Below are 24,293 nucleotides of genomic sequence, written 5' to 3' on the forward strand. Positions count from 1 at the left end.
GATATTGACGGCCTCACGCTATCGATTTATCACCAAGGATAGGAATCAATCGGCGAATTGGTTAAACCAATGGACATTGTCGGAGACGGCGGTCACGCAGCGCTGGTACAGCTTCAGGCCTATCTGGCGCAGATGGACCTTTCCGGCGAGACGCGGCTGCCGGCCGAACGGGAGCTTTGCGAAAGTCTCGGCGTTTCGCGGGGCGATTTGCGCAAGGCTCTGGCGGTGCTTGAGAAGGACGGCCGCATCTGGCGTCACGTCGGCAAGGGCACCTTCGTCGGAAGCGGCCCGATCGAAGAGACGATCGGCATTTCGGAAATCGCCGGGCGCACCAACCCCGCCGATGTGATGCGCGCGCGCCTTATCATCGAGCCGGAAATCGCGCGCGAGGCAGCCCTGCACGCCACGCTTGACGATATAGCCGCGATGCGGAAATCCCTCGCCCAGACCCGCGAAGCGGCGACGTGGCGGCAGTATGAAAACATCGACAATCTGCTCCACCGCCAGATCGCTGAGGCGAGCAGCAACAACGTGCTGCTCGGCCTGTTCGACGTGCTGAACGCGGTGCGGCGTACCGTGGTCTGGGGCCGTCTGCGTGCCGATGGCACGCGCCCCCCGGCCGACCATCACAGTTTCGCCGACCACGAGAAGATCGTGGAGGCAATTGCCGACCGCGATCTTGCGGGCGCCGCGGCCGCGATGCGCCTGCATCTGGTGCAGGTTGGTCGGCGTTTGATTCCGGCACATGAGGCGGCTGAATAGTAACTGCGCTGCCGTTTCGACGATCAGTCGGCTCAGCCCGTCATGGGGTGAGCGTGATCCTATCGGGCGCCAGAATCGTATGGCCTCAATAGCCGAGCGCCATTCCATCCTTGCGCGGGTCGGACGCGCCGGTCAGCGTTCCCTTCTCCCAATCGATCAGCACCGCCTGCCCGCCGCCCAGAGGGTGATCGGGCTCGATCACCTGATGGCCGCGCCGGCGCAAGCCCTCAATCGCGTCGGCCGGAACGCTTCGCTCCGCCTCGACGACGTCGTTGTTGTAGAAGACGCGCGGCGCGTCCAGCGCCTGCTGCGGGTCCATGCCGAAGTCGATCATGTTGGTGAGCAGGTGGACATGGCCGAACGGCTGGTAGCCGCCGCCCATGACGCCAAACGGCATCACCGCGCGGCCATTCTTGGTCATCATGCCGGGCATGATCGTGTGCATCGGCCGCTTGCCGGGTGCGATGCAATTGGGGTGCTTCGGATTGAGCCGAAAGCTGGAGCCACGGTTCTGCAGCATGACGCCGGTCCTCGGACCGACAACACCACTGCCGAAGGAATAGTAGGTCGAGTTGATGAAGCTCACGGCATTCAAGTCGCGGTCGACGATGGAGATGTAGACCGTGTCGCTGCCCGGCAGTTCCAAGCGAGGCAGATGCGTCATCGCGTGCTCGCGGTCGATCGCGGCGCGCAGCCTGTCGGCATAGGCGCCGGACAGAAGCTCCTTCACCGGCACCGCGACATGGTCCTGATCGCCGATGAGATTGTCGCGATCGCGGTAAGCCAGCCGCCCCGCCTCGATCTCCAGATGCAGGCGCTCGGCACCGTTGGGATCGAGCGCGCCGAGCTCGAAGCCGGAGAGCACATTCAGCATCAGCAGCGCCGTCAGCCCCTGGTTGTTCGGTGGCATCTGATGAATGCCGTAGCCGCCATAGGAGGTGCCGACCGGCGTCTTGTAGTCGCCCCTTGTCGCGGCGAAATCATCCAGCGTATGCAGTCCGCCGAGCTGCCGGAGTCGGCCGACAATGTCTTCCGCCACCGCGCCTTCATAGAAACCGGCGCGGCCGCTCTTAGCGATGATGCGCAGCGTCGCGGCCAATTGCGGCTGGCGGTGAACATCGCCGGCTTTCGGCGGCTTGCCACCGGGCAGGAAGATGCGCGCCGCCGCCTCATCGAGCGACAGATCAGTTTCCGGATCTTCCCAGTCGAAGGCGACGCGGTCGTGCACGACATAGCCGTTCTCGGCGTAGTGGATGGCAGGCGCGAGAGCGTCGGCGATGCCCTTGCGGCCATGATCGGCCAACAGCCGGCACCAGGCGTCGACTGCGCCCGGCACGGTTACCGCGTGCGGACCTTGCTTGGGAAGCTCGCTAAAGCCGTTCTCCAGATACCAGTCGACGGTCGCGGCGGCGGGCGCGCGACCCGAACCGTTGAAGGCCAGCACCTCGCCCTGCCCTTTCGGGCAGTAGAGGACAAAACAATCGCCGCCAATGCCGGTCGATTGCGGCTCGACCACCGCCTGGACGGCGGCGGCGCAGACGGCGGCGTCCATGGCGTTGCCGCCGGAGCGCAGCATGTCGATGGCGGCTAGTGTCGCGAGCGGATGCGAGGTTGCGGCCATCGCCTCGGTGGCGCGGACCGGCGAGCGGCCTGGAAACTGGAAATCACGCATGCTTTCTGGGTATCCCTGCTTAACGCCCGCGGCCGAAGATCTGCGCGGCGGACAACAAAACGATCGATAGCACGATCAGGCAAGTCGAAATGGCGGCAATGGTCGGATCGATCTGGTCGCGCAGCGCGTTGAACATGCGGCGCGTCAGCGTCGTGGTCTCCCCGCCGGAAATGAACAGCGACACGACCACCTCGTCGAAGGAGGTGATGAAGGCAAACAGCGCGCCCGACACGATCGAGAAGGCAGCTTTCCCGGCGCATCGCACTGGGAAGCGTAACGCCAGACGTCAGGCGCCGTAGCCGATGATGCCCTTGACCTCGAGGAAGTCGTGGATGGCCCAGTCCGCATACTCACGGCCGTTGCCGGACTGCTTGTAGCCACCGAAGGGCGCGAACGTGTCCCACTCCGGATAGTTGATCGACACCTGGCCGGCGCGTAGGCGGGCTGCGATCTTGCGGGCGCGATCGATGTCCTGCGACTGCACATAGGCGGCAAGGCCGTAGACGGTGTCGTTGGCGATCTTCACCGCCTCGTCCTCGTCATTGTAGGAAATGACCGAGAGCACGGGCCCAAAGATCTCTTCCTTCTCGACGGTCATGCCCGGCGTGACGTGGCCGAACACGGTCGGGCGCACATAGTAGCCGCGGTTCAGATGCTCGGGGCGGCCGGGACCGCCAGTGACGAGCGTGGCACCTTCCTTGATGCCGGCCTCGATCAGCCGCTGGATCTTGTCGAACTGGATGTTGGAGACCACCGGTCCGAGCTTGGTCTCTTCCGAGCGCGGATCGCCGACCTTGTGCGCTTCGGCCGCCTGCTTGGCGATCGCCAGCGCCTCGTCATGGCGGCCGGCCGGCACCAGCATGCGCGTCGGCGCATCGCAGGACTGGCCGCTGTTGCCGAAACAGGCATTGACGCCCTGGCGCACGGCGGCCTCGAAGTCGGCATCCGGCAGCACGATGTTGGCCGACTTGCCGCCAAGCTCCTGCGCCACGCGCTTGACCGTCTCGGCCGCCGTCTTGGCGACGATGATGCCGGCGCGGGTCGAACCCGTAAACGAAACCATGTCGACATCGGGATGGCCGGCCATGATCTGGCCGACATCGGGGCCGGTGCCGTTGATCATGTTGTAGACGCCCTTCGGCGTGCCGGCAGCGTCCATCACTTCGGAGAAGACGATGCCGCTGATCGGCGCGATTTCGGAGGGCTTCAGCACCACGGTGCAGCCGGCGGCGATGGCGGGGGCTACCTTGCAGACGATCTGGTTGAGCGGCCAGTTCCAGGGCGTGATCAGCGCGCAGACGCCGATCGGCTCCTTAACCACCATGGTGCCGCCGCGCTTCTCGCTGAAATCGTAATCCTCCAGCGCCTTGATGGTGGCTTCCATATGCGCCCTGCCCGCCCAGACCTGCGCCTCGCGCGCCCAGGTGATCGGCGCGCCCATCTCCTGGCTGACGGCCTGGGCGATGTCCTCGTAGCGCTCGTTGTAGACTTCGAGGATGCGCTTCAGGAGCGTCAGGCGCTCGGCCTTGCTGGTCTGCGAGAAAGACGGGAAGGCGGCCTTGGCGGCAGCGACCGCCTTGTCGACGTCGGCCTTCGAGCCAACGGATATCTTGGTGTAGGCCTCTTCGGTGGAGGGGTCGATAACGTCCAGCGTTGCCGGCGCCACGGGCGCTACCCATTTGCCGTCGATGAAGAAATTCAGATGATTGCTCATGATAGGGCTCCGTTATCTGGAAATGTCGAGGAGATTAGCTGGAGAGCATAGGGCAGTTGGCGCCACGGCGCAGGCTGATATGCGCCACGTCACCGACGCTGAATTGAAAACCCTCGGCCCGGCGCGGCGCGTCGATCACCACCGGCATCCCCTGCCCCAGTTCGGCATGCAAGCGCAAGGTGCGGCCGTGGAAGACGATGCTGTTGACCCGCGCCGGCGCGGTGCCGGAGGCCGCCTCGGTTGCCACCAGCAAATCCTCGGGACGCACGCCGATGGTGCGTACAGCGCCTTCGCCGGGTGCCTCGCCGGCTTCCAAAACAGCCTCCAAGGGCAACGTGCCAGCGGCGAAGCGCAGGCGGTCGCCGTCGCGGCCGACAAAGCGCGACTGCAACAGGTTCATCGTGCCGATGAAGCTGGCAACGAATTTGGTGGCGGGCCGGTCGTAGAGCGTCGCCGGCGGCGCGATCTGCTCGATGCGGCCCTTGTTCATGACGACGATGCGGTCGGATATCGACAGCGCCTCGGTCTGGTCGTGGGTGACCATGACGAAGGTGGTGCCGAGCCTTGACTGAAGCCGCTTCAGTTCGACCTGCATCTGCTCGCGCAGATGCGCGTCGAGCGCCGACAGCGGCTCGTCGAGCAACAGCACGCGCGGTTCGCAGACAATGGCGCGGGCGAGCGCGACGCGTTGGCGCTGGCCGCCCGAGAGCTCAGACACGCGGGCGCCGATCTTGTCGCCGAGGCCGACCATGTCGAGCGCTTCGCCGACGCGCTTGGCCTGTTGCGTGCCGGACAGCTTGCGCAGCGACAGGCCGAAGCCGACATTCTCAGTGACGTTCATGTGCGGGAACAGCGCATAGTCCTGGAACACGGTGTTGACCGGCCGGTCGAATGGCCTGAGCGCGGTGATGTCGCGGCCTTCGAGCAACACCTTGCCGCTCGACGGGCTCTCGAAACCGGCGATCACCCTGAGGCTGGTGGTCTTGCCGCAGCCGGAGGGTCCAAGCAAGGTCAGGAATTCGCCGCGGGCGATGTCGAGGTCGACGGCGTCAAGCCCGACGATGCCGCCGGGGAAAATCTTCGAGACCGCATCCAGCCGCACCAGGGCATCAGGCGCCATCGCGCACCTCCGATGGTTTTGTCGTGTTGACCCACAGGATCTGGCAGCGCTCGACACCCGGGTTGCGGAAGGCGTGCAAAAGCGTGCTCTTGAACGCAAAACTGTCGCCGGTCTTCAGCCCGTAGGTGGTCGAATCCACCACCAGCTCGACCTCGCCCGACAGGACATAGCCGAACTCATGGCCGGCATGCGCATAGGCTTCGGCGGTGCCGCCGCCGGCCTCGACGCTCACCAGCATGCCGGTGAGCGTGGCGGCGGGCGGCGACAGCAGCGCCTTGGCGATGCCCTCCGACTTCACCGGGATCTGCCGCCGCTTGTCGGCGCGCACGCAGTAGAGATCGTTGACGGCATCGTTGCCGTCGGCGATCAGTGCCGACGGCTCGATGTCCAAAGCGGCGGCGAGCGGCCAGATCACTTTGACGCGCAGCGAGGACATACCACGCTCGATCTGGCTCAGCGCCCCGATCGACACGCCGGCCTTGGCGGCAAGCTCGGCCAGCGACAGGTTGCGCTCCAGCCGCAGCGCCCGCACGCGCCGGCCGACCCACACGTCGGCATCGTCCTTCGGCCTTTCAGCCGCCTCGTCCAGCATGTCCATCCGTTCGTCCTCGTTGCTCTTTAACGGCGCGGCGCTGTAAGGCTCCCCCTTCTCCCTTGTGGGAGAAGGTGTCGCCGAAGGCGACGGATGAGGGGTGTTCCAGCTTGGCAAAGACGGCGATCCGTCACGCACCCCTCATCCGTCTCGGCGCTGCGCGCCGATCCACCTTCTCCCACAAAGGGAGAAGGAAAGACCGGCCTCACCCGCCCGCCTTGACCTTCTCGAACATCTTGGCGAGATCGTCATTCTGCTTCATCGGCCCGGTGAAGACGGTGGTCTTCAGGATCACCTCCGGGTCGGACGGCAGCTGCAGCTTGTCCAGTTCCTCCTTCGGCACGGCGGCGAAGGCCGAGCTGGTCGAACTGCCATAGCCATAGGCCTGGATCAGGTATTTGCCGGAATCTGTCTCCAGCCGGCTGTTGATGAAGTCATAGGCGAGGTCGACATTCTTGGCGTCCTTGAGCATGACGAAGCCGCAGGCCCAGGTCAGCATGCCTTCCTTCGGCTTCATGAACTCGACCGGCACGCCCTGCTTCTTCAGCGAAGTGGCCGACGCGTTCCAGGTCATGGCGGCGACCAGCTGGCCGCTGGCCAGCGCCTGCTCCACCGAGGTCATGTCAGTGGTGTAGTTGGAGAGCAGCGGGCGCTGCTCGCGCAGCTTCTCCGCCACCTTGTCCATCTGTTCGGGCGTCATGTCGAACGGATTGACGCCGGCGAGAAGCGCCGCCACGACTGGCGTGTCATGCACGGCATCGATTGTCGCCATGCGCCCGGCATATTGTTTGTCCCACAGCAGGTTCCAGCTCGCTTCGGGATCCTTCACCAGGTCGGTGCGGTAGAGGATCGAGGTGTTGCCCCAGTCCCACGGCACCATCCAGACCTTGCCATCGCCGGCCTGCAGGTCGGGCAGGTTCTTGAAGACGGGGAAGATCGAATCCCAGTTCTTGATGCGCTTGGTGTCGATCGGCTGCAGCAGGCCTTCCTTGTTCCAGCGCGCCACCTTGTCGTAGCAGGGATGCGCGACGTCGGGGCGGAAGCCTGCCTTGACCTTGGTGAAGGCGTCGTCGTCGTCGCCGAAGATCGAGGCCTCGACGCCATCGGGATGGGCGGCAAGGAAGCTCTTGTTGAAGTCGGGCAGTTCGTAGCCCGACCAGGTGAAATATTGCAGCTTGTCGCCGGCGAAGGCGACTGTCGACGAAAGCGCCAGCGCGAGTGCGGCGAGGCCGGCCCGCGCCTTGTTTCCGGTGATCGATTTCAGGTCGAATGCCATTTTCGTTCTCCTCTTCGTTGTTATGATCAGGCTGGATTGGCGGCGGCTGTCCGGCGGGCGGTCCCGAGCCCGCGGTGGCGCAGAATTTCGGCGAAGGCGGCGATGATGAAGGACGCGACGAGGATCGCGGTGCCCAGCGCCATGACGGTCGGCAGCGAGCGCGGGAAGCGCAGCTGGCTCCAGATGTAGAGCGGCAGCGTCGGCTCGGTGCCGGCCAGGAAGAAGACGACGATGAACTCGTCGAAGGAGGTCAGGAAAGCCAGCATGAAAGCCGACAGCACAGCCGGCAGGCTGAGCGGCAGCATGACGCGCCGGAACGTCGTCCAGTCGGAGGCGCCAAGGTCAAGTGCCGCCTCGCGGATGGTTTTCGGAATGGCGGCGAAGCGGCTGCGCATGACCACCACCGTCGTCGGCAGCGCCACCAATATGTGGCCGAGCACGATAGCGACGCGCGACGGGCCGAAGCCGACGAGGTTGACCAGGATCAGCAGCGAAATGCCGACGATGACGCCGGGAATGAGGATCGGCAGCCGGGCAATGGCGCTGATGATGGCGGCCAGCGGCGAGCGGCCATAGAGGTCCATGTAGGACACGGTGATACCGCAGAGAGTAGCGCCGCTGGCGGCGATGGTGCCGATGATGAGGCTGTTGGCCAAAGCGCCCGACAGGGCCGGATTGCCGTAGAGCGTCGCGTACCATTGCAGCGTAAAACCTTGCAGCGGAAACGCCGCCTGGATGGAATCGTTGAAGGAAAACAGCGGGATCAGCAGGATCGGCAGATAGAGGAAGACCAGATAGGCAAGCACATAGGCGCCGAGCCAGCGGCCGCCTGCATTGGCCTCGGTGCGCGCCGTGCTCATGTGCGGCTGCCAAATCTGCGGTCGGCGCCGCGCGCGACCAGAACCACGCAGAGGATGACCAGCATGACGCAAACCGAAAGGGCGGCGCCGAACGGCCAGTCATTGGCCTTACCGAACTCGGACTGGATCAGCGAGCCGATCATGGTGCTGGCCGGACCGCCGACCATGGCAGGCGTCACATAGTCGCCGACCGTCGGCACGAAGACGACGAGGGCCGCCGCCAGCACGCCCGGCATCGAATTCGGCAGCACGACGCGGCGGAAAGAGGTGAGCGGCCTGGCGCCAAGATCGGAGGCGGCTTCGAGCAGCGACTTCGGAATGGTGTCGAGAGCCACATAGATGGGCAGGATGGCGAAGGGCGCATAGGCGTGGGCGAGCGTGACGACGACCGCGGCCGGCGTGTTGAGGAAGGCAAGCGTCGGCTCGGACCAGATGCCGCTTTCGATCAGCGCCGAGTTCAGCACGCCATTATAAGCGAGCACGATCTTCCAGGCGAAGACGCGCAAGAGATAGCTGGTCCAGAACGGCAGCGTCACCAGCAACAGCAAAAGGCCGCGCCGCCGCCCGGCGTGGAAGACGAGATAATAGGCGACGGGATAGGCAGTCACCACCGTGGCAAGCGTCACCAGGCCGGCGATTGCCAGTGAACGTAGCGTCACCGTCCAGTAGAGCGGATCGGACGCCACGGTGGCGAAGTTCGCGATGGTCAGGCCAGCACCGAGCAGCGAGCCGTCATTGCCGCGGAAGGCCAAGAAAAGCACGAGGCCGAGGGCAAACAGGATTAGGAAGAAGGTGACCAGTCCGCCCGGGAGCAGCATGGCAAGATGGAAGCCCGGCGAAGTGCGGGATTCCGGCAGCGACTGCCCTGCTGCGATGGTCGACATCGAACCGTCCAACGGAATTATGAAATCGACTTAGCTTTTTCATATTCGTGAAACTGTCAAGCTGATTCATGGCTAGCCATGAAATCAGCGTTCGAAGGCGTCCAGCATCCGATACCAGGCGATCGTCGCGGCGACGCCAATCTGGCGGAAAGCGTGGAACGGGATCGGCCGGATCGGCGTCAGCGGGAACGGCAACTGGTTGATATCGCCGTTGGTAAGATAGCTCGCCATGCGCCCGCCGAGCGCGGTCATCAGGCCGACGCCGCGGCCCTGGCAGCCGACCACGGCGAGCAGGCCCGGCTCCGGCTCGTGGATATGCGGCAGATGGTCCGGCGTCATCGCCACACGGCCGAACCAGCGTTTTTCTATCGCAACGCCGGCAAGCGCAGGATAGAGCCTGACCAGCGCCCGTTCGAGATGCGCCCAGTCACCCTCACTGGTCGGCAGCGCCATGCGGCCGCGCCCACCCAGGACCAGCCGGCCGTCGGCGCTCTTGCGGTAGTAGACGAGGATGCGGCGCGAATCCGACACTGCTTGCCCTTCCGGCAGAATCGTCGCCGCGAGATTGGAAGACAACGGCGCCGTCGCGATCTGGAACGAATGCAGCGGCACGATGGTCTGGGCCAGGCCAGGAAGCAGGCCGCCTGTATAGGCGTTGGTTGCAAGGACAACCGCCTTCGCCCGCAATTCGGCGCCGTTTGCGGTCGAGACGCGCCAAAAGCCGGCGTCCTTGGCAAGTTTCACCACCTTCTGGCGCTCGGCGATCCGGGCGCCGGCGGCTGTGGCAACGCGCGCCAGTTCCGATGTATAGGCGAGCGGGTCGATGACGCCGGCGCGGCGGTCGAGCCAGCCGCCGAGATAGCCCTGCGCGCCAGTCATCGCCGCGATTTCCGCTTGGCTCAGAAGCTCAACATCGGCACCACGCGCCCGCCACTGCCTATCCCGGTTGGCTGCCGCCTTCAGCGCGGTCTCGGTGTGCGCGGCCTGGATCCAGCCATTGCGAACGAACGGCACCGCCAGTCTCTCGTCGCGGATCAGGTCGAACACCGCATCGGCTGTCGAGGCGGCAAAATTGACCAGCGCCTCGCCGCGTTCGAGCCCGAAATGCTCAAGCAGCCATTCCGGATCATACTTCAGGCCGGGGATGACTTGGCCGCCATTCAGCCCCGATGCGCCCTCTCCGATCGCGCCGGCCTCCAGTACCTGGACTGCAAGACCGAGGCGCGCCGCGTGCAAGGCGGTCGACAGGCCCATGATGCCGCCGCCGACGATGACGACATCGACAGGGCTGCCGGCCGGAAAAAGCGACGGGAATGCCGATACAGCCTTGGGCTTTTGCCAGATCGGATCGGAAAACGGTGCGGGCAAGGATCACCTGAGGTTGATTGTGCGTGAAAATCCTATTGTCGATTTCACATATTTGAAAGAGCGTTTCGATCTTGTTGCGACGCCTGTGGGTATTTGCCGGCCGGCGCCATCGAAAACCGCATCACGAACGGGATAGACCTTTGACCGGAATCCGACGAAAGTGCCGCGCCGATCGGCCCGCCTTTCAACCAAGGCGGACCGCCGTAACCAGACTGGGAGAACCGCAGCCATGATCAATCCAAGCCACCTGCCCGCCGACGGCCTGTTCATCGGCCGTGCTCGGACAGGCGAAGCGTCCTATCCGCTGGTGGTCACGGTGCGCGACGGCACGGTCTTCGACATCACATCAAGCACGGCGCCAACCGTTCGCGATGTCTGCGAAATGGCGGACCCCGCAGGCCATGTTCGCACCGCCAAGGGCAAGCCGATCGGTTCGCTCGACGCGATCGCCGCCAACAGTTTCGCGGCGACGCGCGATCGGGCAAAACCCTATCTGCTCTCCCCGGTCGACCTGCAGGCGGTCAAGGCCTCCGGCGTCACCTTCGTCGTCAGCCTGCTCGAACGGGTCATCGAGGAGCAGGCGCGCGGCTCGGCGGAAAAGGCCGACGCCATCCGCGCCGACATTGCCGGCCTGATCGGCCATGATCTTTCCAAACTGAAGCCAGGCTCGCCCGAAGCGATGGAGATCAAGGCCAAGCTGATCCAGCGCGGCGCCTGGTCGCAATATCTGGAAGTGGGCATCGGTCCCGACGCGGAGATCTTCACCAAATGCCAGCCGATGGCCTCGGTGGGTTTCGGCGCCGATGTCGGGCTGCATCCAGTGTCGACCTGGAACAATCCGGAACCGGAGATCGCCATGATCGCCGCCAGCAGCGGCAGCATCGTCGGCGCCACGATCGGCAACGACGTCAATCTGCGCGACGTCGAGGGACGTTCGGCGCTGCTGCTCGGCAAGGCCAAGGACAACAATGCCTCGGCGTCGCTCGGCCCGTTCATCCGGCTGTTCGACGACACCTTCTCCATCGAGGACGTGAAGCAGGCCATCGTGCGCCTGAAGGTCGAGGGCGAGGACGGGTTTTCGCTGGAGGGCGCTAGCTCGATGGCCGAGATCAGCCGCTCGCCGGAAGAACTGGTCGCAGCCGCCATGGGTCCGCACCACCAGTATCCGGATGGGCTCGCGCTCTATCTCGGCACCATGTTCGTGCCGTCGAAGGATCGCGGCGAAAAGGGCAAAGGTTTTACCCACAAGGTCGGCGACATCGTCACCATCTCGTCGGAGAAATTCGGCGCGCTGGTCAATCGTGTGCGGCTGTCGCCCGATTGCCCGCACTGGACCTATGGCGCCAGCCATCTCATGCGCGACCTCGCCAAGGCAGGTTTGATCTAGCCGGCCCGCGTCGCCTGCGACCCTTTCCTTGCTGAATGCCTGGACGGTTCGGCGGGCGAGGTTGACGGTCCGTGCCGACGAGGCTCCGAGCTTCCGGAAAATATCACCTCAACTGATGCGATCTGATGGGATTGCTGATGGCGCTGTGCCGTGCGCCAACGTCCATTGGCAGATGGAGGCTTGCCAGTGGCCGAAAAAGGGAATGCTCTTAGAGCGCCCGGTCGGTGCTGGTTGGAGATGCGGTCCGTTGGCCGCTTCGCGCCTGATGGGGAGGTCGTTTTCAACATGGGAGGAAATCAAATGCTGACGAGGCTAAGACTGCTCGTGCTTGGCTTGATCATGGCGCTTGCCATTCCGGCAATGGCGCAGGCCAAGACGTTCTACTGGATTTCGCATGGCGGCCCGGCCGACCCGGTCTGGACCTACTTCCTGGCCGGCGCCAAGCAATGGGCGACGGACACCGGCAACACCGTCAACACCTCGTTCCACAATAACGACGTGGCCTCGCAGCAGGAGGCGGTGCGTGCCGCCATCTCGGCCAAGGCAGACGGCATCGTCACCACCAGCCCCGACCCGGGCAGCCTGGTCGAGATCGTCAAGGAAGCGCGCGCTGCCAAGATCCCGATCATCAACTTCAACACGCCTGACCCGAAAGCCAATTTCAATGCCTATGTCGGTGGCGACAATGTCACCTTCGGCAAGCACTGGGCGCAGTATCTGGTCGACAAGGGCCTGGTGAAGAAGGGCGATTTCGTCTGGATGCCGGTCGAAGTTCCCGGCGCCACTTATGGCGTGCAGGAAGAGGAAGGCATCAAGAGCGTGTTCGAGCCGCTCGGCATCACCTACGAAATCACCGAAGCCACGCTCGACCAGGCTGAAGTGATCAACCGCATGGTCGATTATCTCACCGCCAACAAGGCCAAGGTCAAGGCGATCATCGGCCTCGGCGACCTCGTCACCGGCTCGATCAAGCGGGTGTTCGACCAGGTCGGCGTCAAGCCTGGCGAAATCCCGGTCGTCGGCTGGGGCAACTCGCTCGACACCACGCAGGAAGTGCTGAACGGCTACGTCAATGCCGGCCAGTGGCAGGACCCGCAGGCGACCAGCTATGTCGCGCTTTCACTGGCCAACATGGCTGCCAGCGGCATTCCTCCGGGCTTCAACGTCATCACCGGCGCGCTCTACGAGAAGGACACCGCCGAAGTGTACGACAAGATCCTGTCCGGCAAATAAGCCCCACGACTACCAGCGCCGCGCGCCTTTCGACGCGCGGCGCTGGACGCTATCGTCGCCGACCCCGCGCCGTCATCTACGGTGCAGGTCTCAGCCCATTCCATTCATGTCGCGGGTTGCTCGTGGAAAATCGTTCCCTCATCCAAGGCCTGATCGGCAGGCCGGAATTCGGGCCATTCGTCCTGCTCGTCATCGAGCTCGTCGTCTTCTGGGGTATCAATCCCGACTTCCTGTCGCCGCAGAATATCTCCAACATACTGGCCTTCACCGTCGAGCTCGGCCTGATCGCGCTGGCGATGACGCTTTTGATGACATCGGGCGAATTCGACCTCTCGGTCGGATCGCTGTTCGGCTTCTCGCCGGTGCTGATGTGGACGCTGTTCAACAGCGGTGCCACCTCGCTGGAGATGGGGCTCGTCATTGCGCTGGTCGTCGCCACCTTCATCGGGCTGGTCAATGGCTGGTTCGTGACGCAGCTCAAGATCCCCTCCTTCCTGGTGACGCTCGGCATGCTGCTGGTGGTGCGCGGCACTGCTTTGTTCGTCACCGACGGATTCCCGCAGCGGACCTGGAGCGCCGAAGGCAGCTGGCTGGCGGAAGCGCTGGTCGGCGATTTCTTCATCGGCCCGTTCCGTGTCTACATGTCGCTGTTCTGGTTCATCGCCGCCGCGATCGCGCTGGGCTACGTGCTGACCCAGAGCCGCACCGGCAACTGGATCCAGGCCGCCGGCGGCAACCCCAATGCGGCGCGCGCCCGCGGCGTCAACGTCAACGGCGTCAAGATCGGCCTGTTCGTACTGTCGTCGCTGATGGCTTCGCTTGCCGGCGTCATTTCCTCGCTGCGCACCTCGGCGGCCAATCCCAACAGCGGCACCGGCTATGAGCTGGAAGTCATCGCCATGGTGGTGATCGGCGGCACGGCGCTGACCGGCGGACGCGGCACGATCATCGGCACCGTGCTCGGCATCCTGATCCTGCGCGTGATGCGCAACGGCATCGTTCTGATCGGCGTGCCCGGCCTTGCCTACAACATCTTCATCGGCGCCATCATCCTCGGCATGATGGCGCTCCACTCGTGGCTGGAACGCCGGCATCAGGCAGGGACGTGAACCATGGCTGAACCGCTCATCCGCATGACGAACATCCGCAAGTCCTACGGGCGCGTGCAGGCGCTGGTGGACGCCAATTTCCACGTCAATGAACAGGAGATCGTTGGGCTGCTCGGCGACAACGGCGCCGGCAAGTCGACGCTGATCAAGGTGCTGTCGGGCGCGGTGCCGCTGACCAGCGGCGACATCTTCATCCGCGGCAAGAAGGTGAACCTGCGCAGCACCAGCGATGCCATCGCCCACGGCATCGAGACGATCTACCAGGATTCAGCACTGGTCACGCAATTGTCGATTGCCCGCAACCTGTTCCTCGGCCGCGAGCCGATCAAGCCGCCGCGCTTCCTCAACCGCATGGACCAGGAGGCGATGAACGTAGTGGCCCGCGATCTGCTGAAGCAGGTCGGCATCTCCAAGAACATTCCGCCGACCACGCCGATCGGCTCGCTGTCGGGCGGCGAGCGGCAGGCGGTGGCGATCGCGCGCGCCATGCATTTCGACAGCGACCTGATCATCCTCGACGAGCCGACCAACAATCTCGGCGTCGCCGAGACGCAAGGCGTATTGAGCTTCGTCCGCAACGCCCGCGATTCCGGACACTCCTGCATCTTCATCGCCCACAACATCCATCACGTCTTCCAGGTGGTCGACCGCATCGTCGTCATGCGCATGGGCAAGGTCGTGGCCGACGACATCGATCCGAAGAAGACCAATGTCGCCGAGGTCGAGCGGATCATCACCGGCATGTCCGACAAGGAAATCCGCGCGGCTCTCGCAGAGGACACGCAACGGCCAGGCTGAGCACCACCCATCGCTGGCACAGGATCGCAGCAGCTCCTATGACTGTGACAATGAAAGCCACCGTTGCCGATATCGCCAGAAGCTGCGGGCTGTCGACCGCAACGGTCGACCGGGTGCTGAACAACCGCGCGGGCGCCAGCGCCGCCAACCGGCAGCGCGTGATGGAGGCGGCGAGGCAGCTCGGCTATCTGCCCGTGGTCGACCAGGTGGCGTTGCCGTCGAGGCCGGCGCATCTGGAATTCTTCCTGCCGATCGGCTCGAACGCCTTCATGATCGATCTGGCCAAGCATATCGAGGACTATGCCGCGCGCCTGCCGCTGGTCGCATCCTGCCGCATCCACAGCCTCGCCGGCATCGCGCCCGGCGCGCTGCAGGGTGCCATCGAAAACCTCTCGCTCAAGGCGAACGGCGTCGGCGTCATCGCCGTCGATCATCCGAGAACGCGCAACATCCTGCGCGAGGTGGTCGAGGCCGGCATCCGCCTGGTCACGCTGGTCTCGGACGTTCCGGCGGCACCGCGCTCGGCCTATGTCGGCATCGACAACCGGGTCGCCGGCCGCACCGCGGCACTTTTGATGGGACGGTTCCTCGGCGGCCGCACCGGACATCTGGCCATGGTCGTCGGCTCACGCTCCTATCGCGGCCATGAGGAACGCGAGATGGGCTTCCGCTCCGTACTCTCAGAGGAATTCCCCAACCTCAGCGTCTCGAGCGCCGTCGAGATCAATGACGAGCCGGAGGTGAGCTACACCGCGACGATGAAGGCGCTGCACAACGAGCCTGAATTGCTCGGCATCTATTGCGTCGGCGCCGGTCGCTCGGGCGTGGCGAAAGCACTGCTGGAGGCAAGGCCGAAGAAGAAGCCGGTGTTCATCTGCCACGACCTGACCAGGGAAACGCGCGGCTATCTGGTCGACGATATCGCCGATGTCGTCATCGACCAGAATGCGCGGCTGATCGCCGAACAGTCGGTCATCCGCCTGCTCGGCTCGATTGCGTCTTCGGCGCCTTACCTGACGAAAAAATTCATCGAGCCACGCCTGATCTTCAAGGAAAACGTGCCGGTTCAATAGGTTAGTGCGCCGCAGCAAGGTCGCTTTGTCCGGATTTGTCGGAGGAATGGTGGCTGATGCGGCAATTCTGCACACCTGCTATGCAACTTTTATGGTTGCCGAATCATTAAGCAATCGGTAGATATCTGGGTGTCGGCCATCTACTCCTCCCAGATGCGATGCCGACGCTGAATGCGGCGCACCTCCTCCCGCGTCTCATTCGAAATCGAGCCCGCTGCCACCTCCTCCCGGCAGCGGGCTTTTTTCGTTCCGGGTACAGATTCAGGATTCTTCAGCGTCAAAAACGCGAAGCGTCGGTCCTATCGCGCCCGGAACGACGCAATCAAACCCTCCGCCATGCGCACGAACTGCGCGCTCGGGCCTTCGGCGCCGACGCTCTGCATCGAGACGCGCGCGCCCTCGAGCAGCAGCGACAGCGTGTCGGCGAGAAGCTCGGCCTGGCCGACGCCTGCGTCGCGGCAGAGCGCCACCAGGCGGTCGCGCTGGGCTTCCTTGAGTTCCTTGATGACGCGTCGCGCCGGATGATCGGTCTCGCTGAGCTCGATGGCGGCATTGGCCATGTCGCAGCCGCGGCTGTCGGCGTTGAGCATATCGGCGGCCTTGCGAACCCAGGCATGCAATTGCCCGAGCTTGTCGCCGGGATATTCGGCCTCGAATGCGTCCCATATCGCGGCGGCCTTGCATGCGGTGGCGCGCAGGCATTCGATGATCAGGTCGTCCTTGGACTCGAAATGACGGTAGAGCGTCATCTTGTTGGTGCCGGCGGCCTCGGTGATGGCATCGACGCCGACGCCCTTAATGCCATGTTTGTGAAACATGTCCTGTGCCGTCTCCAGGATCCGATCCCGGGGCCGAACGCGTTCCGTAGTGCCGTCTGTCATCGAAGTCTCCTTGTCTCCCTAAAAATTCGGCGCACCTCTTGACTAGGGTGTTACCGGTCTGTAACGTCACGAATGTTACTTACTGGTAACACCCGTCTTGCCTCCCGTCAACGACAGGTATCGCCGTTGGGGCCTACCGGACGAAATAGGGCAAGAACACTGCATGTCATGCGGCTTCGGCCGGTGAGAACGAGAAAAACGGTTCGCGATCATCCGATGCGAATCGCCAGCCAGGAGCCGCTCCTATGTCGCAGCGCAAGGATTTGACGATCGATGAAGCCATCCGGGATCCGATGATCCGGCTGGTGATGAAGGCGGACCGGGTCGATCCGCGCGCCTTGGAGGCGACGCTGCGTTCGCTGGCGGCCGCGCAGGCGCCAGCCCGCAAGGCGGCGCCGCGCTTTCCGGAAGAGACGGCGCGCGGCCGGCAGCTGTCCAGAATCGCCAACGCGTTTGGCGAAGCAAAAGCATTCAACGAGGCCTGCGTGTCATGGTGAACTATTTCATCCACCGCCCGATCTTCGCGTCGGCGATCGCCATCATCATGGTGCTCGCCGGGGCGATTTGTTATTTCCTTTTGCCGGTCTCGCAGTTTCCCGACATCACGCCGCCGCAGGTCGTGGTCAGCGCCCATTATCCGGGCGCCAGCGCGCAGGTGGTCGCCGATACGGTGACGACGCCGCTGGAGCAGCAGATCAACGGCGTTGAAGGCATGACCTACATGTCGTCGTCGAGTTCCAATGACGGCTCCTCGACCATCACCATCACTTTCGATGTCGGCTATCCGCTGAGCACGGCGGCCGTCGACGTCCAGAACCGCGTCTCGCAGGCCGCCTCGTCGCTGCCGGCGATCGTCAACCAGGGCGGCGTGACGATCAAGAAGCAGAACCCGAACTTCGTTCTCATCGTCAACCTGACCTCGCCCGACAAATCGGTCGACCCGGTGGCGCTGAGCAACCTTGCCTATCTGCAGATCGTCGATCCGTTGAAGCGGTTGCAAGGCGTCGGCGACGTGCAGATCTTCGGCGAGCGCCGCTATTCAATGCGCGTATGGCTCGACCCGGACAAACTTGCCAATCTCGGCATCACCGCAGTCGACGTCCAGAACGCCATCTCGGAACAGAACGTCCAGGTGGCGGCCGGCAAGATCGGCCAGTCGCCGGCGCCCGCCGGCACTGCTTTCGAAATGCAGGTCAGCGCTGTCGGCCGCCTGAGCGACCCGAAAGAGTTCGGCGACATCGTCGTGCGCGCCAACACCGACACCGGCTCGCTGGTGCGGCTGAAGGACGTCGCCCGCATCGAGCTCGGCGCGCTGCAATATTCGTCCTCGGCCTTCTTCGGCAAGGACCCGACCGTGGTGCTCGCCGTCTACCAGATGCCCGGCTCCAACGCGCTCGATCTGCAGCAGCGCGTCAAGGACAAGATGCAGGAGCTGTCGGCGCGTTTCCCCAAAGGCGTCTCCTATGCCATGCACTATGACACGACGCGCTTCGTGTCGGCCTCGATGCATGACGTGCTGATCACGCTCGGCGAAGCGCTGGTGCTGGTCGTGGCGGTGGTGTTCATCTTCCTGCAGAGTTGGCGCACGACGATCATCCCGACCATCGCCATTCCGGTGTCGCTGGTGGCGACCATGGTCGTCATGGAGATGCTCGGCTTCTCGCTCAACATGCTCTCTCTGCTCGGCATGGTGCTGGCCATCGGCCTTGTCGTCGACGACGCCATCGTGGTGGTGGAAAATGTCGAACGACAATTGGAGGCGGGTCTCAAACCGCTGGCGGCGACCAAGGCCGCGATGGCCGAAGTCACCGGACCGATCATCGCCACCACAGCAGTGCTGATGGCCGTCTTCGTGCCAGTCGCCTTCATCCCCGGCGTCTCGGGCAAGCTCTACAACCAGTTCGCACTGACAGTGGCGATTTCGGTCGGCATCTCGGCCTTCAACTCGCTGACGCTCAGCCCGGCGCTGAGTGCTGCCTTCCTGCGCCATCGCGGCGAGACGCAGTTCGCGCCGTTCCGCTGGTTCAACACCGGCTTCGACAAGCTCTCGCATGCCTATGCGCATGGCGTGCGCATCCTGATCCGGCTGCGCTGGATCATGCTCGGCCTGTTCGCGGCCGGGCTGGTCGCCACCTACTTCGTCTGGCAGAAGCTGCCCTCGACCTTCCTTCCGGTCGAGGACCAGGGCTACTTCTTCGTCGTCATCCAGCTGCCTGACGGCGCCTCGCTGGAACGCACCGACGCGGTGGCGCAGAAGGCGCGCGACATTCTGCAGGCGACGCCTGGCGTCGACATCGTCGGCTCGATCAGCGGCCTGAACTTCCTGACCAGCGCGGCACAGTCGAACTCGGCGGTCGAGTTCGCCATCCTGAAGCCTTGGGAAGAACGCGGCCCCGACCAGAGCGCATCGAAGCTCGTCGCCGATGTGCGCGGCAAGCTGATGCAGATTCCGGAAGCCTTCGCGCTGTCCTTCGATCCGCCTTCGATCCCGGGTATCGGCACCACGGGCGGCTTCGAATTCGTCGTCGAGGATCTCACCGGGCGCGGCAGCGTGGCTCTCAACGATGCGACGCAAGCCGTCATCGCCGAGGCGCGCAAGCAGCCGGAAATCAATCCGCAGCAGCTGTTCTCGCCGTTCTCGACCTCGACGCCGCAGTTCAACTACGACCTCGACCGCAGCAAGGCCAAACTGCTCGGCCTCAACCTGCCCGATGTCTTCAACACGCTGCAGATCTATCTCGGCTCGCTCTATGTGAACGACTTCAACCTGTTCGGCCGCACCTTCCGGGTGACCATCCAGGCCGACAAGGATGCACGTGCCGGTGCGGCCGACATTTCGCGGCTCTATGTGCGCAATGCGTCTGGCGGCATGGTGCCGCTCTCGACGTTGGGCAAGCTGGTGCCGTTCGTCGGTCCGGAAACCGTCCCGCACTACAACAACAACGCCTCGGCCACGATCAATGGCGGCGCTGCCCCCGGCTATTCTTCGGGTCAGGCGGTTGCCGCGATGGAACGGGCCGCTGCCACCGCGCTGCCAAGGGATTTCGGTTTCGAGTGGACCGGCATCACCTTCCAGGAGCTCAAGGCAGGATCGATCGCGTCGGTCGTCTTCGGCCTCGCCATCGTCTTCGTCTTCCTGATCCTGGCGATGCAGTATGAAAGCTGGGCGATGCCGTTCATGGTGCTCTTGGCGGTGCCACTGGCCTTGTTCGGCGCCTTCGCAGCCCTGTTCTTGCGCGGCATGCAGATCGACGTCTACTCGCAGATCGGCTTCGTCATGCTGATTGGCCTCGCCGCCAAGAACGCGATCCTGATCGTCGAGTTCGCAAGGCGGCGACGCGAGGAAGGCCTCACCATCGTCGACGCGGCGATGGAAGCCGCACGGCTAAGGTTGCGGCCGATCCTGATGACGGCCTTCGCCTTCATCCTCGGCGTGTTGCCGCTGATGTTTGCGACGGGCGCCGGTGCAGCAAGCCGGCAGTCAATCGGCACCACCGTCTTTGGCGGCATGGTGGCAGCGACAATCCTGTCGCTGGTGTTCGTGCCCGTCTTCTACGCGGTGATCGAACGGCTGCGCGAAGGCCGCGAGCGCAGCGAGCCCACGGCCGCACATGAACAGGACAATATTGAACCGACTGCCGAACCAGCGCCGATGCGCCTGGCCGAAGCGGCCGAATAGGATTGGAGATATTAATCATGCGTAAATGGAAAATCGCTTTGGGAACGGCCGTCGCGCTGGGCGCGATCTCGGTGGCGAGCGTGCATCTGCTCGACATGGGCAATCTCGGCGTCAATGCCGGCACCGCAGGGGCGGCTCCAGCTCCGGCGGCGTTCGTCATGCCGGTGCCGGTGGTCGGCGTGGTCCGCAAGACCATCCCGATCTATCTCGACTATGCCGCGCGCACCGAGCCGATCCGCAGCATCACGTTGCAGGCGCGCGTGCCGGGCTATCTGCAGGAGCAGGCTGCCGCCGACGGCAGCGACGTCAAGCAGGGCGACCTGCTCTACAGAATAGCTCCGGAGGATTTCCAGGCGGCTCTCGACCAGGCCAAGGCGCAGGTGCAGCGCGACACGGCAACACTCGACTATGCGCGCTCCAATCTCGGCCGCGGCACGGAGCTCGCCAAGAGCGGCTACCTCGCCAAGGACAGCTTTGACCAGCGCACCAGCACGTTGCGCGAGGCCGAGGCGTCACTGGCGGTCAATCAGGCCGCGGTGCGAACGGCGGAGCTCAATCTGAGCTATGCCGAGATCAAGGCGCCGTTCCCCGGCCGCATCGGCCGCAACCAGGCCTCCGTCGGCACGCTGGTCAGCGTCGGCGGCACGGTGCTCAACACGCTGGTGCAGCTCGATCCGATCTACGTCACCTTCAATCCGAGCGAAACGGATCTGGCGCAGATAGAGCAAGCCAAGGCGGCAGGCCCAATCAATGTCGATATCCTGCTTCCCGGCGAGACGGAGCCGAGCCAGAAGGGTCAGCTCACCTTCATTGACAACACCGTCGACCATTCGACCGGCACCATCACGGCACGCGCGACGATCGGCAATGCGAAGTTCACGCTGCTGCCCGGCCAGTATGTCCGGGTGCGGCTGCACATCAAGGAACAGCCCGACGCGCTGATGGTGCCGCAGGTGGCGCTCGGCTCCAGCCAGCTCGGCAAATACCTCTATGTCCTCGGCAAGGGCAACACGGTCGACCAGCGCATCGTGTCACTCGGGCCGGTCAATGGCGATCTCATCGCCATCTCCAGCGGCATTGCCGAAGGCGATCAGGTCATCACCGGCAATCTGCAGAAGATCGGACCCGGCATGCCGGTTTCGCCGCTGCCCCAGAAACCGGCCACCTGACAACCCCCGTCAGGCCCGGTCCAACGGCGCCCTCGGCCTCAAGCCGGGGGCGCCGTTTTGCTGTTTTTGTTTTTACGCAATTCCGGACGGAAAACCGCTGCGCACTTTTCCTGGAATTGCTCCGAGCAGTTCGACAAGGCCGGCGACGTCGGCACGCTCGGCCTTGGCCGGCAGCATGAAGGCGCAGTAGGGATGGCCAAGCCGCACCGAGACCGGTGACAGCGCGATGAGGCGCCCCGTCTCCAGATCGGCGCGAGCCATGACCCGCTGGCCAAGCGCGATGCCGAGGCCGAGCCGGGCCGAGGCGATCGCCAGGCTGGACAGGCCGACGCGCCGTCCTTGCGACGGATCGGGCGAGCGGTTTTGTCCTGACGCCGCGAACCAGTCCGCCCAGCTCGGATGCGTGGCATAGTTCGGACCCCAGTTGGTGTGGATGAACATGCTGTCGTGCACGCCCTCGAGGCCGGATGCGCCATTGCCGTGGTGACGCCAGAAGTCCGGCGCGCAGACCGGCAGCACATCGTCATGGACGAGGCGGACGAGCTTCAAGCCGGGATAGTGATAGTCGCCATAGCTGATGCGCAGGTCGATGTTCTGACGGGCGATGTCGACAGGGTCATCCTCGACCCGAACGTCGATCGCCATCTGCGGAAAGGCCTCCAGAAGCACTGCCAGTTTTGGCGCCAGCCACAGTTCAGCCAACGAAAACGGCACGCTGACGACGAGACGCGTCCTCAAGCCGCCTTCCAGCATGCGCCGCCCAATCGCGGCGATATCACCCAGAGCGCGCGACGCTTGCGGGTAGATGGCGTGGCCGGCATCGGTCAGTGCGATGCGGTTGCCGCTGCGCACGAACAGCTGCTTGCCGAACCAATTTTCCAGATTGCGGATCTGCTGGCTGACTGCAGCCGACGAGACGCCGAGTTCGGTGGCGGCCAGTGTAAAACTGGCGGTGCGCGCGGCGACTTCGAACGCCCGCACTGCATTCAGCGGCGGAAGCTTTTCCATGCCGTCTCCTCCCCAAGTTTTTCTTATGAGAGACTAACAATTTTCTGCGTTGAGAGAAAGATTTCCTTGCTGTCTAGTGACTGCAGGATTTCACGAGGACGCGACGATGAAAGACATTCTCGACCTGGACCGCTACCCACTCGACCGCGAGGGCAGCCCCGAATGGAAGCGCCTTCTGGCTGAGTCCGTCACCGCACTCGAGGCTGACGGCATGTTCAATCTCGAAGGTTTTCTGCGCCCCGGCGTCGCCGAGAAGGCTGCGTCGGAAATCCAACCGGTGATGGACACGCGCTCGCACATCCACAAGCGCACGCACAACATCTACTTCAAGCCTGATATTCCCGAGCTTGCCCCCGACCATCCGGCGCTGCGCAAGGTCGAGACCATCAGCCACACCGTCTGCGCCGACCAGATTCCCGGCAGCACAGTGCTCGCCATCTACGAGTACGAACCGCTGCTGCGCTTCCTGGCGGCGGCGATGGGCAAGCAGCAGTTGCATGTCATGCAGGATCCCCTCGCCCGCACCAATGTCATGGGCTACCGCGCCGGCGAGGCGCTCAACTGGCATTTCGACCGTTCGGAGTTCACCACGACGCTTCTGCTGCAGGCCGCCGAGCGCGGCGGCGATCTCGAATACCGCACCGATCTGCGCTCGGACGACAATCCCAACTATGACGGCGTCGCGAAACTGCTCGAAGGACGCGACCCCGAGGCGAAGATATTGCGGATGAAGGCGGGCACGCTGAACGTCTTTCGCGGCAAGAACACCGCGCATCGCGTCACCACCGTCGAGGGCAATCGCGAGCGGATGATCGCGGTGTTTTCCTACTACGAGAAACCGGGCGTGATGTTCAGCGCCGAGGAGCGGGTGGGCTTCTACGGAAGAGCCGCATAACGCACCGCGGATCAGAAAAGCGCACCGCCAAGAAACTCACTATTGCTAGATTGTCGACAATCTGCTTGTCTTACTTCCGGTTCTCCCCGGAGTGAGCGCATGGCCAAGCTGGACTTCAGTCCGATCGCGGATACGACTCGCAGGGCCGAGATCGTGGCGCTGCTCAGGCGGGCGATCCTGACCGGCCAGCTCGAGCCGGGACAGAAGCTCAACGAACTCAGGATTTCCGAGCAGATGCGGGTGAGCCGCGCGCCGCTGCGCGAGGCGATGCGCGAACTGGTGCAGGAGGGCATCCTGACCAGCATCCCGTATGCCGGCACATTCGTGATCAATGTGACCGCCAAGGACATCGACGACGCCTATTCATTCAACAAGGTGATGGACGAGTTTGCCATCGAGCGGGCCTGGAAGCTGCGCGACCGGCGCTTCTTCGACGAGCTCGACCGGCGCCACGAAGCGGTGAAGCAGGCGACGCGCGATCTCGACACAACCCGCCAGATCGAAACAGCGCTGCAGTTGCACGGCCTGATCTACGAATGGGCCGACAATTCGGTGCTCCTGGAAACCTGGCAGCGGCTGACCAGCCGGCTGCAGATGTATTTCGCCCTCCACCAGCGGGCCCGCAACGAGCCGGTGCCCTCGGAAGACGTCCACGAGACCTATGTGCAGCTGCTGAAGGGCAAGGACATGCGTGCCGCCCAGCGCCATGCCCGTGAACATATCGACCTCGATTTCGAAGAGCTCCTTGCCTACGCGCGCGGCCTCGAAAAGCGCGCGTCGAAGGGCGCCTGACCAATCCGAACTTTGCTGACA

21 protein-coding genes and 1 pseudogene are annotated in these 24,293 nt (G+C 64.0%); 11 read left to right on the top strand and 11 right to left on the bottom strand.

Features of this window, described 5'->3' with window-relative positions; genetic code table 11:
- Window positions 1-69: 69 nt before the first annotated feature.
- Window positions 70-762, top strand: a complete 693-nt coding sequence (locus tag AC04SI_RS26890) for a FadR/GntR family transcriptional regulator (protein WP_192183030.1) — start codon at window positions 70-72, stop codon at window positions 760-762.
- 85 nt (window positions 763-847) lie between these two features.
- Here the strand turns inward: AC04SI_RS26890 and ggt are convergent, their stop codons facing one another.
- The 9 genes and pseudogenes from ggt to AC04SI_RS26935 form a co-directional block, all read right to left on the bottom strand.
- Window positions 848-2,434: a gamma-glutamyltransferase gene (gene ggt, locus AC04SI_RS26895; protein ID WP_404279652.1), complete on the bottom strand. Its 1,587-nt coding sequence runs from the start codon at window positions 2,432-2,434 to the stop codon at window positions 848-850.
- A gap of 19 nt (window positions 2,435-2,453) precedes the next feature.
- A pseudogene (locus AC04SI_RS26900) lies at window positions 2,454-2,675 on the bottom strand (ABC transporter permease); the annotation flags it as partial.
- A 45-nt stretch (window positions 2,676-2,720) separates the two neighbouring features.
- A complete protein-coding gene (locus tag AC04SI_RS26905) occupies window positions 2,721-4,148 on the bottom strand; it encodes an aldehyde dehydrogenase family protein (protein ID WP_404279650.1) in 1,428 nt (475 codons plus the stop codon).
- Between the two features lie 34 nt (window positions 4,149-4,182).
- A complete protein-coding gene (locus AC04SI_RS26910) occupies window positions 4,183-5,268 on the bottom strand; it encodes an ABC transporter ATP-binding protein (RefSeq protein ID WP_404279648.1) in 1,086 nt (361 codons plus the stop codon).
- Window positions 5,258-5,866 carry a cupin domain-containing protein gene (locus tag AC04SI_RS26915; protein ID WP_404279646.1) on the bottom strand — a complete coding sequence of 203 codons (609 nt, stop codon included), beginning with the start codon at window positions 5,864-5,866 and terminating at the stop codon, window positions 5,258-5,260. The genes AC04SI_RS26910 and AC04SI_RS26915 overlap by 11 nt, the downstream gene beginning before the upstream one ends.
- Window positions 5,867-6,065: 199 nt before the next feature.
- Entirely contained in the window at window positions 6,066-7,136 is a 1,071-nt protein-coding gene (locus tag AC04SI_RS26920; RefSeq protein ID WP_404279644.1) for an ABC transporter substrate-binding protein, read from the bottom strand.
- 26 nt (window positions 7,137-7,162) lie between these two features.
- Window positions 7,163-7,996 (bottom strand): ABC transporter permease, encoded by an 834-nt coding sequence (locus AC04SI_RS26925; protein WP_404279642.1) that lies wholly within the window; start codon window positions 7,994-7,996, stop codon window positions 7,163-7,165.
- On the bottom strand, window positions 7,993-8,880 hold the full coding sequence (locus AC04SI_RS26930; protein ID WP_404279640.1) for an ABC transporter permease: 888 nt from the start codon (window positions 8,878-8,880) through the stop codon (window positions 7,993-7,995). The genes AC04SI_RS26925 and AC04SI_RS26930 overlap by 4 nt, the downstream gene beginning before the upstream one ends.
- A gap of 84 nt (window positions 8,881-8,964) precedes the next feature.
- Window positions 8,965-10,248: an NAD(P)/FAD-dependent oxidoreductase gene (locus AC04SI_RS26935; protein ID WP_404279638.1), complete on the bottom strand. Its 1,284-nt coding sequence runs from the start codon at window positions 10,246-10,248 to the stop codon at window positions 8,965-8,967.
- Window positions 10,249-10,477: 229 nt separating this feature from the next.
- On the opposite strand from AC04SI_RS26935, the gene AC04SI_RS26940 reads away from it, so the two are divergent.
- The 5 genes from AC04SI_RS26940 to AC04SI_RS26960 all read left to right on the top strand — a co-directional run bounded on the left by AC04SI_RS26940 (window position 10,478) and on the right by AC04SI_RS26960 (window position 15,848).
- A complete protein-coding gene (locus AC04SI_RS26940) occupies window positions 10,478-11,635 on the top strand; it encodes a fumarylacetoacetate hydrolase family protein (protein WP_488475230.1) in 1,158 nt (385 codons plus the stop codon).
- A gap of 300 nt (window positions 11,636-11,935) precedes the next feature.
- Window positions 11,936-12,868 (top strand): sugar ABC transporter substrate-binding protein, encoded by a 933-nt coding sequence (locus AC04SI_RS26945; RefSeq protein WP_404279634.1) that lies wholly within the window; start codon window positions 11,936-11,938, stop codon window positions 12,866-12,868.
- 122 nt (window positions 12,869-12,990) lie between these two features.
- Complete coding sequence (locus AC04SI_RS26950) at window positions 12,991-13,977, top strand: ABC transporter permease subunit (RefSeq protein ID WP_192183041.1); 987 nt, start codon at window positions 12,991-12,993, stop codon at window positions 13,975-13,977.
- 3 nt (window positions 13,978-13,980) lie between these two features.
- Window positions 13,981-14,775 (top strand): ATP-binding cassette domain-containing protein, encoded by a 795-nt coding sequence (locus AC04SI_RS26955; RefSeq protein WP_404279630.1) that lies wholly within the window; start codon window positions 13,981-13,983, stop codon window positions 14,773-14,775.
- 50 nt (window positions 14,776-14,825) lie between these two features.
- Window positions 14,826-15,848 carry a LacI family DNA-binding transcriptional regulator gene (locus tag AC04SI_RS26960; protein ID WP_404279628.1) on the top strand — a complete coding sequence of 341 codons (1,023 nt, stop codon included), beginning with the start codon at window positions 14,826-14,828 and terminating at the stop codon, window positions 15,846-15,848.
- 299 nt (window positions 15,849-16,147) lie between these two features.
- Here AC04SI_RS26960 and AC04SI_RS26965 read toward each other — a convergent pair whose 3' ends face one another.
- Complete coding sequence (locus AC04SI_RS26965) at window positions 16,148-16,729, bottom strand: TetR/AcrR family transcriptional regulator (RefSeq protein ID WP_404279626.1); 582 nt, start codon at window positions 16,727-16,729, stop codon at window positions 16,148-16,150.
- A gap of 245 nt (window positions 16,730-16,974) precedes the next feature.
- On the opposite strand from AC04SI_RS26965, the gene AC04SI_RS26970 reads away from it, so the two are divergent.
- From AC04SI_RS26970 to AC04SI_RS26980, 3 genes are read left to right on the top strand one after another with little or no spacing between them, the layout of a single operon-like run.
- Window positions 16,975-17,226 carry a hypothetical protein gene (locus AC04SI_RS26970; protein WP_404279624.1) on the top strand — a complete coding sequence of 84 codons (252 nt, stop codon included), beginning with the start codon at window positions 16,975-16,977 and terminating at the stop codon, window positions 17,224-17,226.
- Complete coding sequence (locus AC04SI_RS26975; RefSeq protein WP_404279622.1) at window positions 17,220-20,408, top strand: efflux RND transporter permease subunit; 3,189 nt, start codon at window positions 17,220-17,222, stop codon at window positions 20,406-20,408. The genes AC04SI_RS26970 and AC04SI_RS26975 overlap by 7 nt, the downstream gene beginning before the upstream one ends.
- 17 nt (window positions 20,409-20,425) lie before the next feature.
- Window positions 20,426-21,577, top strand: a complete 1,152-nt coding sequence (locus AC04SI_RS26980; protein ID WP_404279620.1) for an efflux RND transporter periplasmic adaptor subunit — start codon at window positions 20,426-20,428, stop codon at window positions 21,575-21,577.
- Between the two features lie 72 nt (window positions 21,578-21,649).
- Here the strand turns inward: AC04SI_RS26980 and AC04SI_RS26985 are convergent, their stop codons facing one another.
- Entirely contained in the window at window positions 21,650-22,585 is a 936-nt protein-coding gene (locus AC04SI_RS26985) for a LysR substrate-binding domain-containing protein (protein ID WP_404279618.1), read from the bottom strand.
- 106 nt (window positions 22,586-22,691) lie between these two features.
- Between AC04SI_RS26985 and AC04SI_RS26990 the strand changes: the two genes are divergently transcribed.
- Both AC04SI_RS26990 and AC04SI_RS26995 read left to right on the top strand, forming a co-directional pair.
- Complete coding sequence (locus AC04SI_RS26990; protein ID WP_404279616.1) at window positions 22,692-23,480, top strand: HalD/BesD family halogenase; 789 nt, start codon at window positions 22,692-22,694, stop codon at window positions 23,478-23,480.
- Between the two features lie 99 nt (window positions 23,481-23,579).
- Window positions 23,580-24,272: a GntR family transcriptional regulator gene (locus AC04SI_RS26995; protein WP_404279614.1), complete on the top strand. Its 693-nt coding sequence runs from the start codon at window positions 23,580-23,582 to the stop codon at window positions 24,270-24,272.
- Window positions 24,273-24,293: the final 21 nt, after the last annotated feature.

The organism is Mesorhizobium sp. CNPSo 4689 (assembly GCF_057784325.1).

What these genes read in the sequence shown, in the direction of transcription:
- AC04SI_RS26890 (WP_192183030.1), top strand. Translation starts at nt 70, where the DNA reads ATGGACATTGTCGGAGACGGCGGTCACGCAGCGCTGGTACAGCTTCAG.
- ggt (WP_404279652.1), bottom strand. Translation starts at nt 2,434, where the DNA reads ATGCGTGATTTCCAGTTTCCAGGCCGCTCGCCGGTCCGCGCCACCGAG.
- AC04SI_RS26905 (WP_404279650.1), bottom strand. Translation starts at nt 4,148, where the DNA reads ATGAGCAATCATCTGAATTTCTTCATCGACGGCAAATGGGTAGCGCCC.
- AC04SI_RS26910 (WP_404279648.1), bottom strand. Translation starts at nt 5,268, where the DNA reads ATGGCGCCTGATGCCCTGGTGCGGCTGGATGCGGTCTCGAAGATTTTC.
- AC04SI_RS26915 (WP_404279646.1), bottom strand. Translation starts at nt 5,866, where the DNA reads ATGGACATGCTGGACGAGGCGGCTGAAAGGCCGAAGGACGATGCCGAC.
- AC04SI_RS26920 (WP_404279644.1), bottom strand. Translation starts at nt 7,136, where the DNA reads ATGGCATTCGACCTGAAATCGATCACCGGAAACAAGGCGCGGGCCGGC.
- AC04SI_RS26925 (WP_404279642.1), bottom strand. Translation starts at nt 7,996, where the DNA reads ATGAGCACGGCGCGCACCGAGGCCAATGCAGGCGGCCGCTGGCTCGGC.
- AC04SI_RS26930 (WP_404279640.1), bottom strand. Translation starts at nt 8,880, where the DNA reads ATGTCGACCATCGCAGCAGGGCAGTCGCTGCCGGAATCCCGCACTTCG.
- AC04SI_RS26940 (WP_488475230.1), top strand. Translation starts at nt 10,478, where the DNA reads ATGATCAATCCAAGCCACCTGCCCGCCGACGGCCTGTTCATCGGCCGT.
- AC04SI_RS26945 (WP_404279634.1), top strand. Translation starts at nt 11,936, where the DNA reads ATGCTGACGAGGCTAAGACTGCTCGTGCTTGGCTTGATCATGGCGCTT.
- AC04SI_RS26955 (WP_404279630.1), top strand. Translation starts at nt 13,981, where the DNA reads ATGGCTGAACCGCTCATCCGCATGACGAACATCCGCAAGTCCTACGGG.
- AC04SI_RS26960 (WP_404279628.1), top strand. Translation starts at nt 14,826, where the DNA reads ATGAAAGCCACCGTTGCCGATATCGCCAGAAGCTGCGGGCTGTCGACC.
- AC04SI_RS26965 (WP_404279626.1), bottom strand. Translation starts at nt 16,729, where the DNA reads ATGACAGACGGCACTACGGAACGCGTTCGGCCCCGGGATCGGATCCTG.
- AC04SI_RS26970 (WP_404279624.1), top strand. Translation starts at nt 16,975, where the DNA reads ATGTCGCAGCGCAAGGATTTGACGATCGATGAAGCCATCCGGGATCCG.
- AC04SI_RS26975 (WP_404279622.1), top strand. Translation starts at nt 17,220, where the DNA reads ATGGTGAACTATTTCATCCACCGCCCGATCTTCGCGTCGGCGATCGCC.
- AC04SI_RS26980 (WP_404279620.1), top strand. Translation starts at nt 20,426, where the DNA reads ATGCGTAAATGGAAAATCGCTTTGGGAACGGCCGTCGCGCTGGGCGCG.
- AC04SI_RS26985 (WP_404279618.1), bottom strand. Translation starts at nt 22,585, where the DNA reads ATGGAAAAGCTTCCGCCGCTGAATGCAGTGCGGGCGTTCGAAGTCGCC.
- AC04SI_RS26990 (WP_404279616.1), top strand. Translation starts at nt 22,692, where the DNA reads ATGAAAGACATTCTCGACCTGGACCGCTACCCACTCGACCGCGAGGGC.
- AC04SI_RS26995 (WP_404279614.1), top strand. Translation starts at nt 23,580, where the DNA reads ATGGCCAAGCTGGACTTCAGTCCGATCGCGGATACGACTCGCAGGGCC.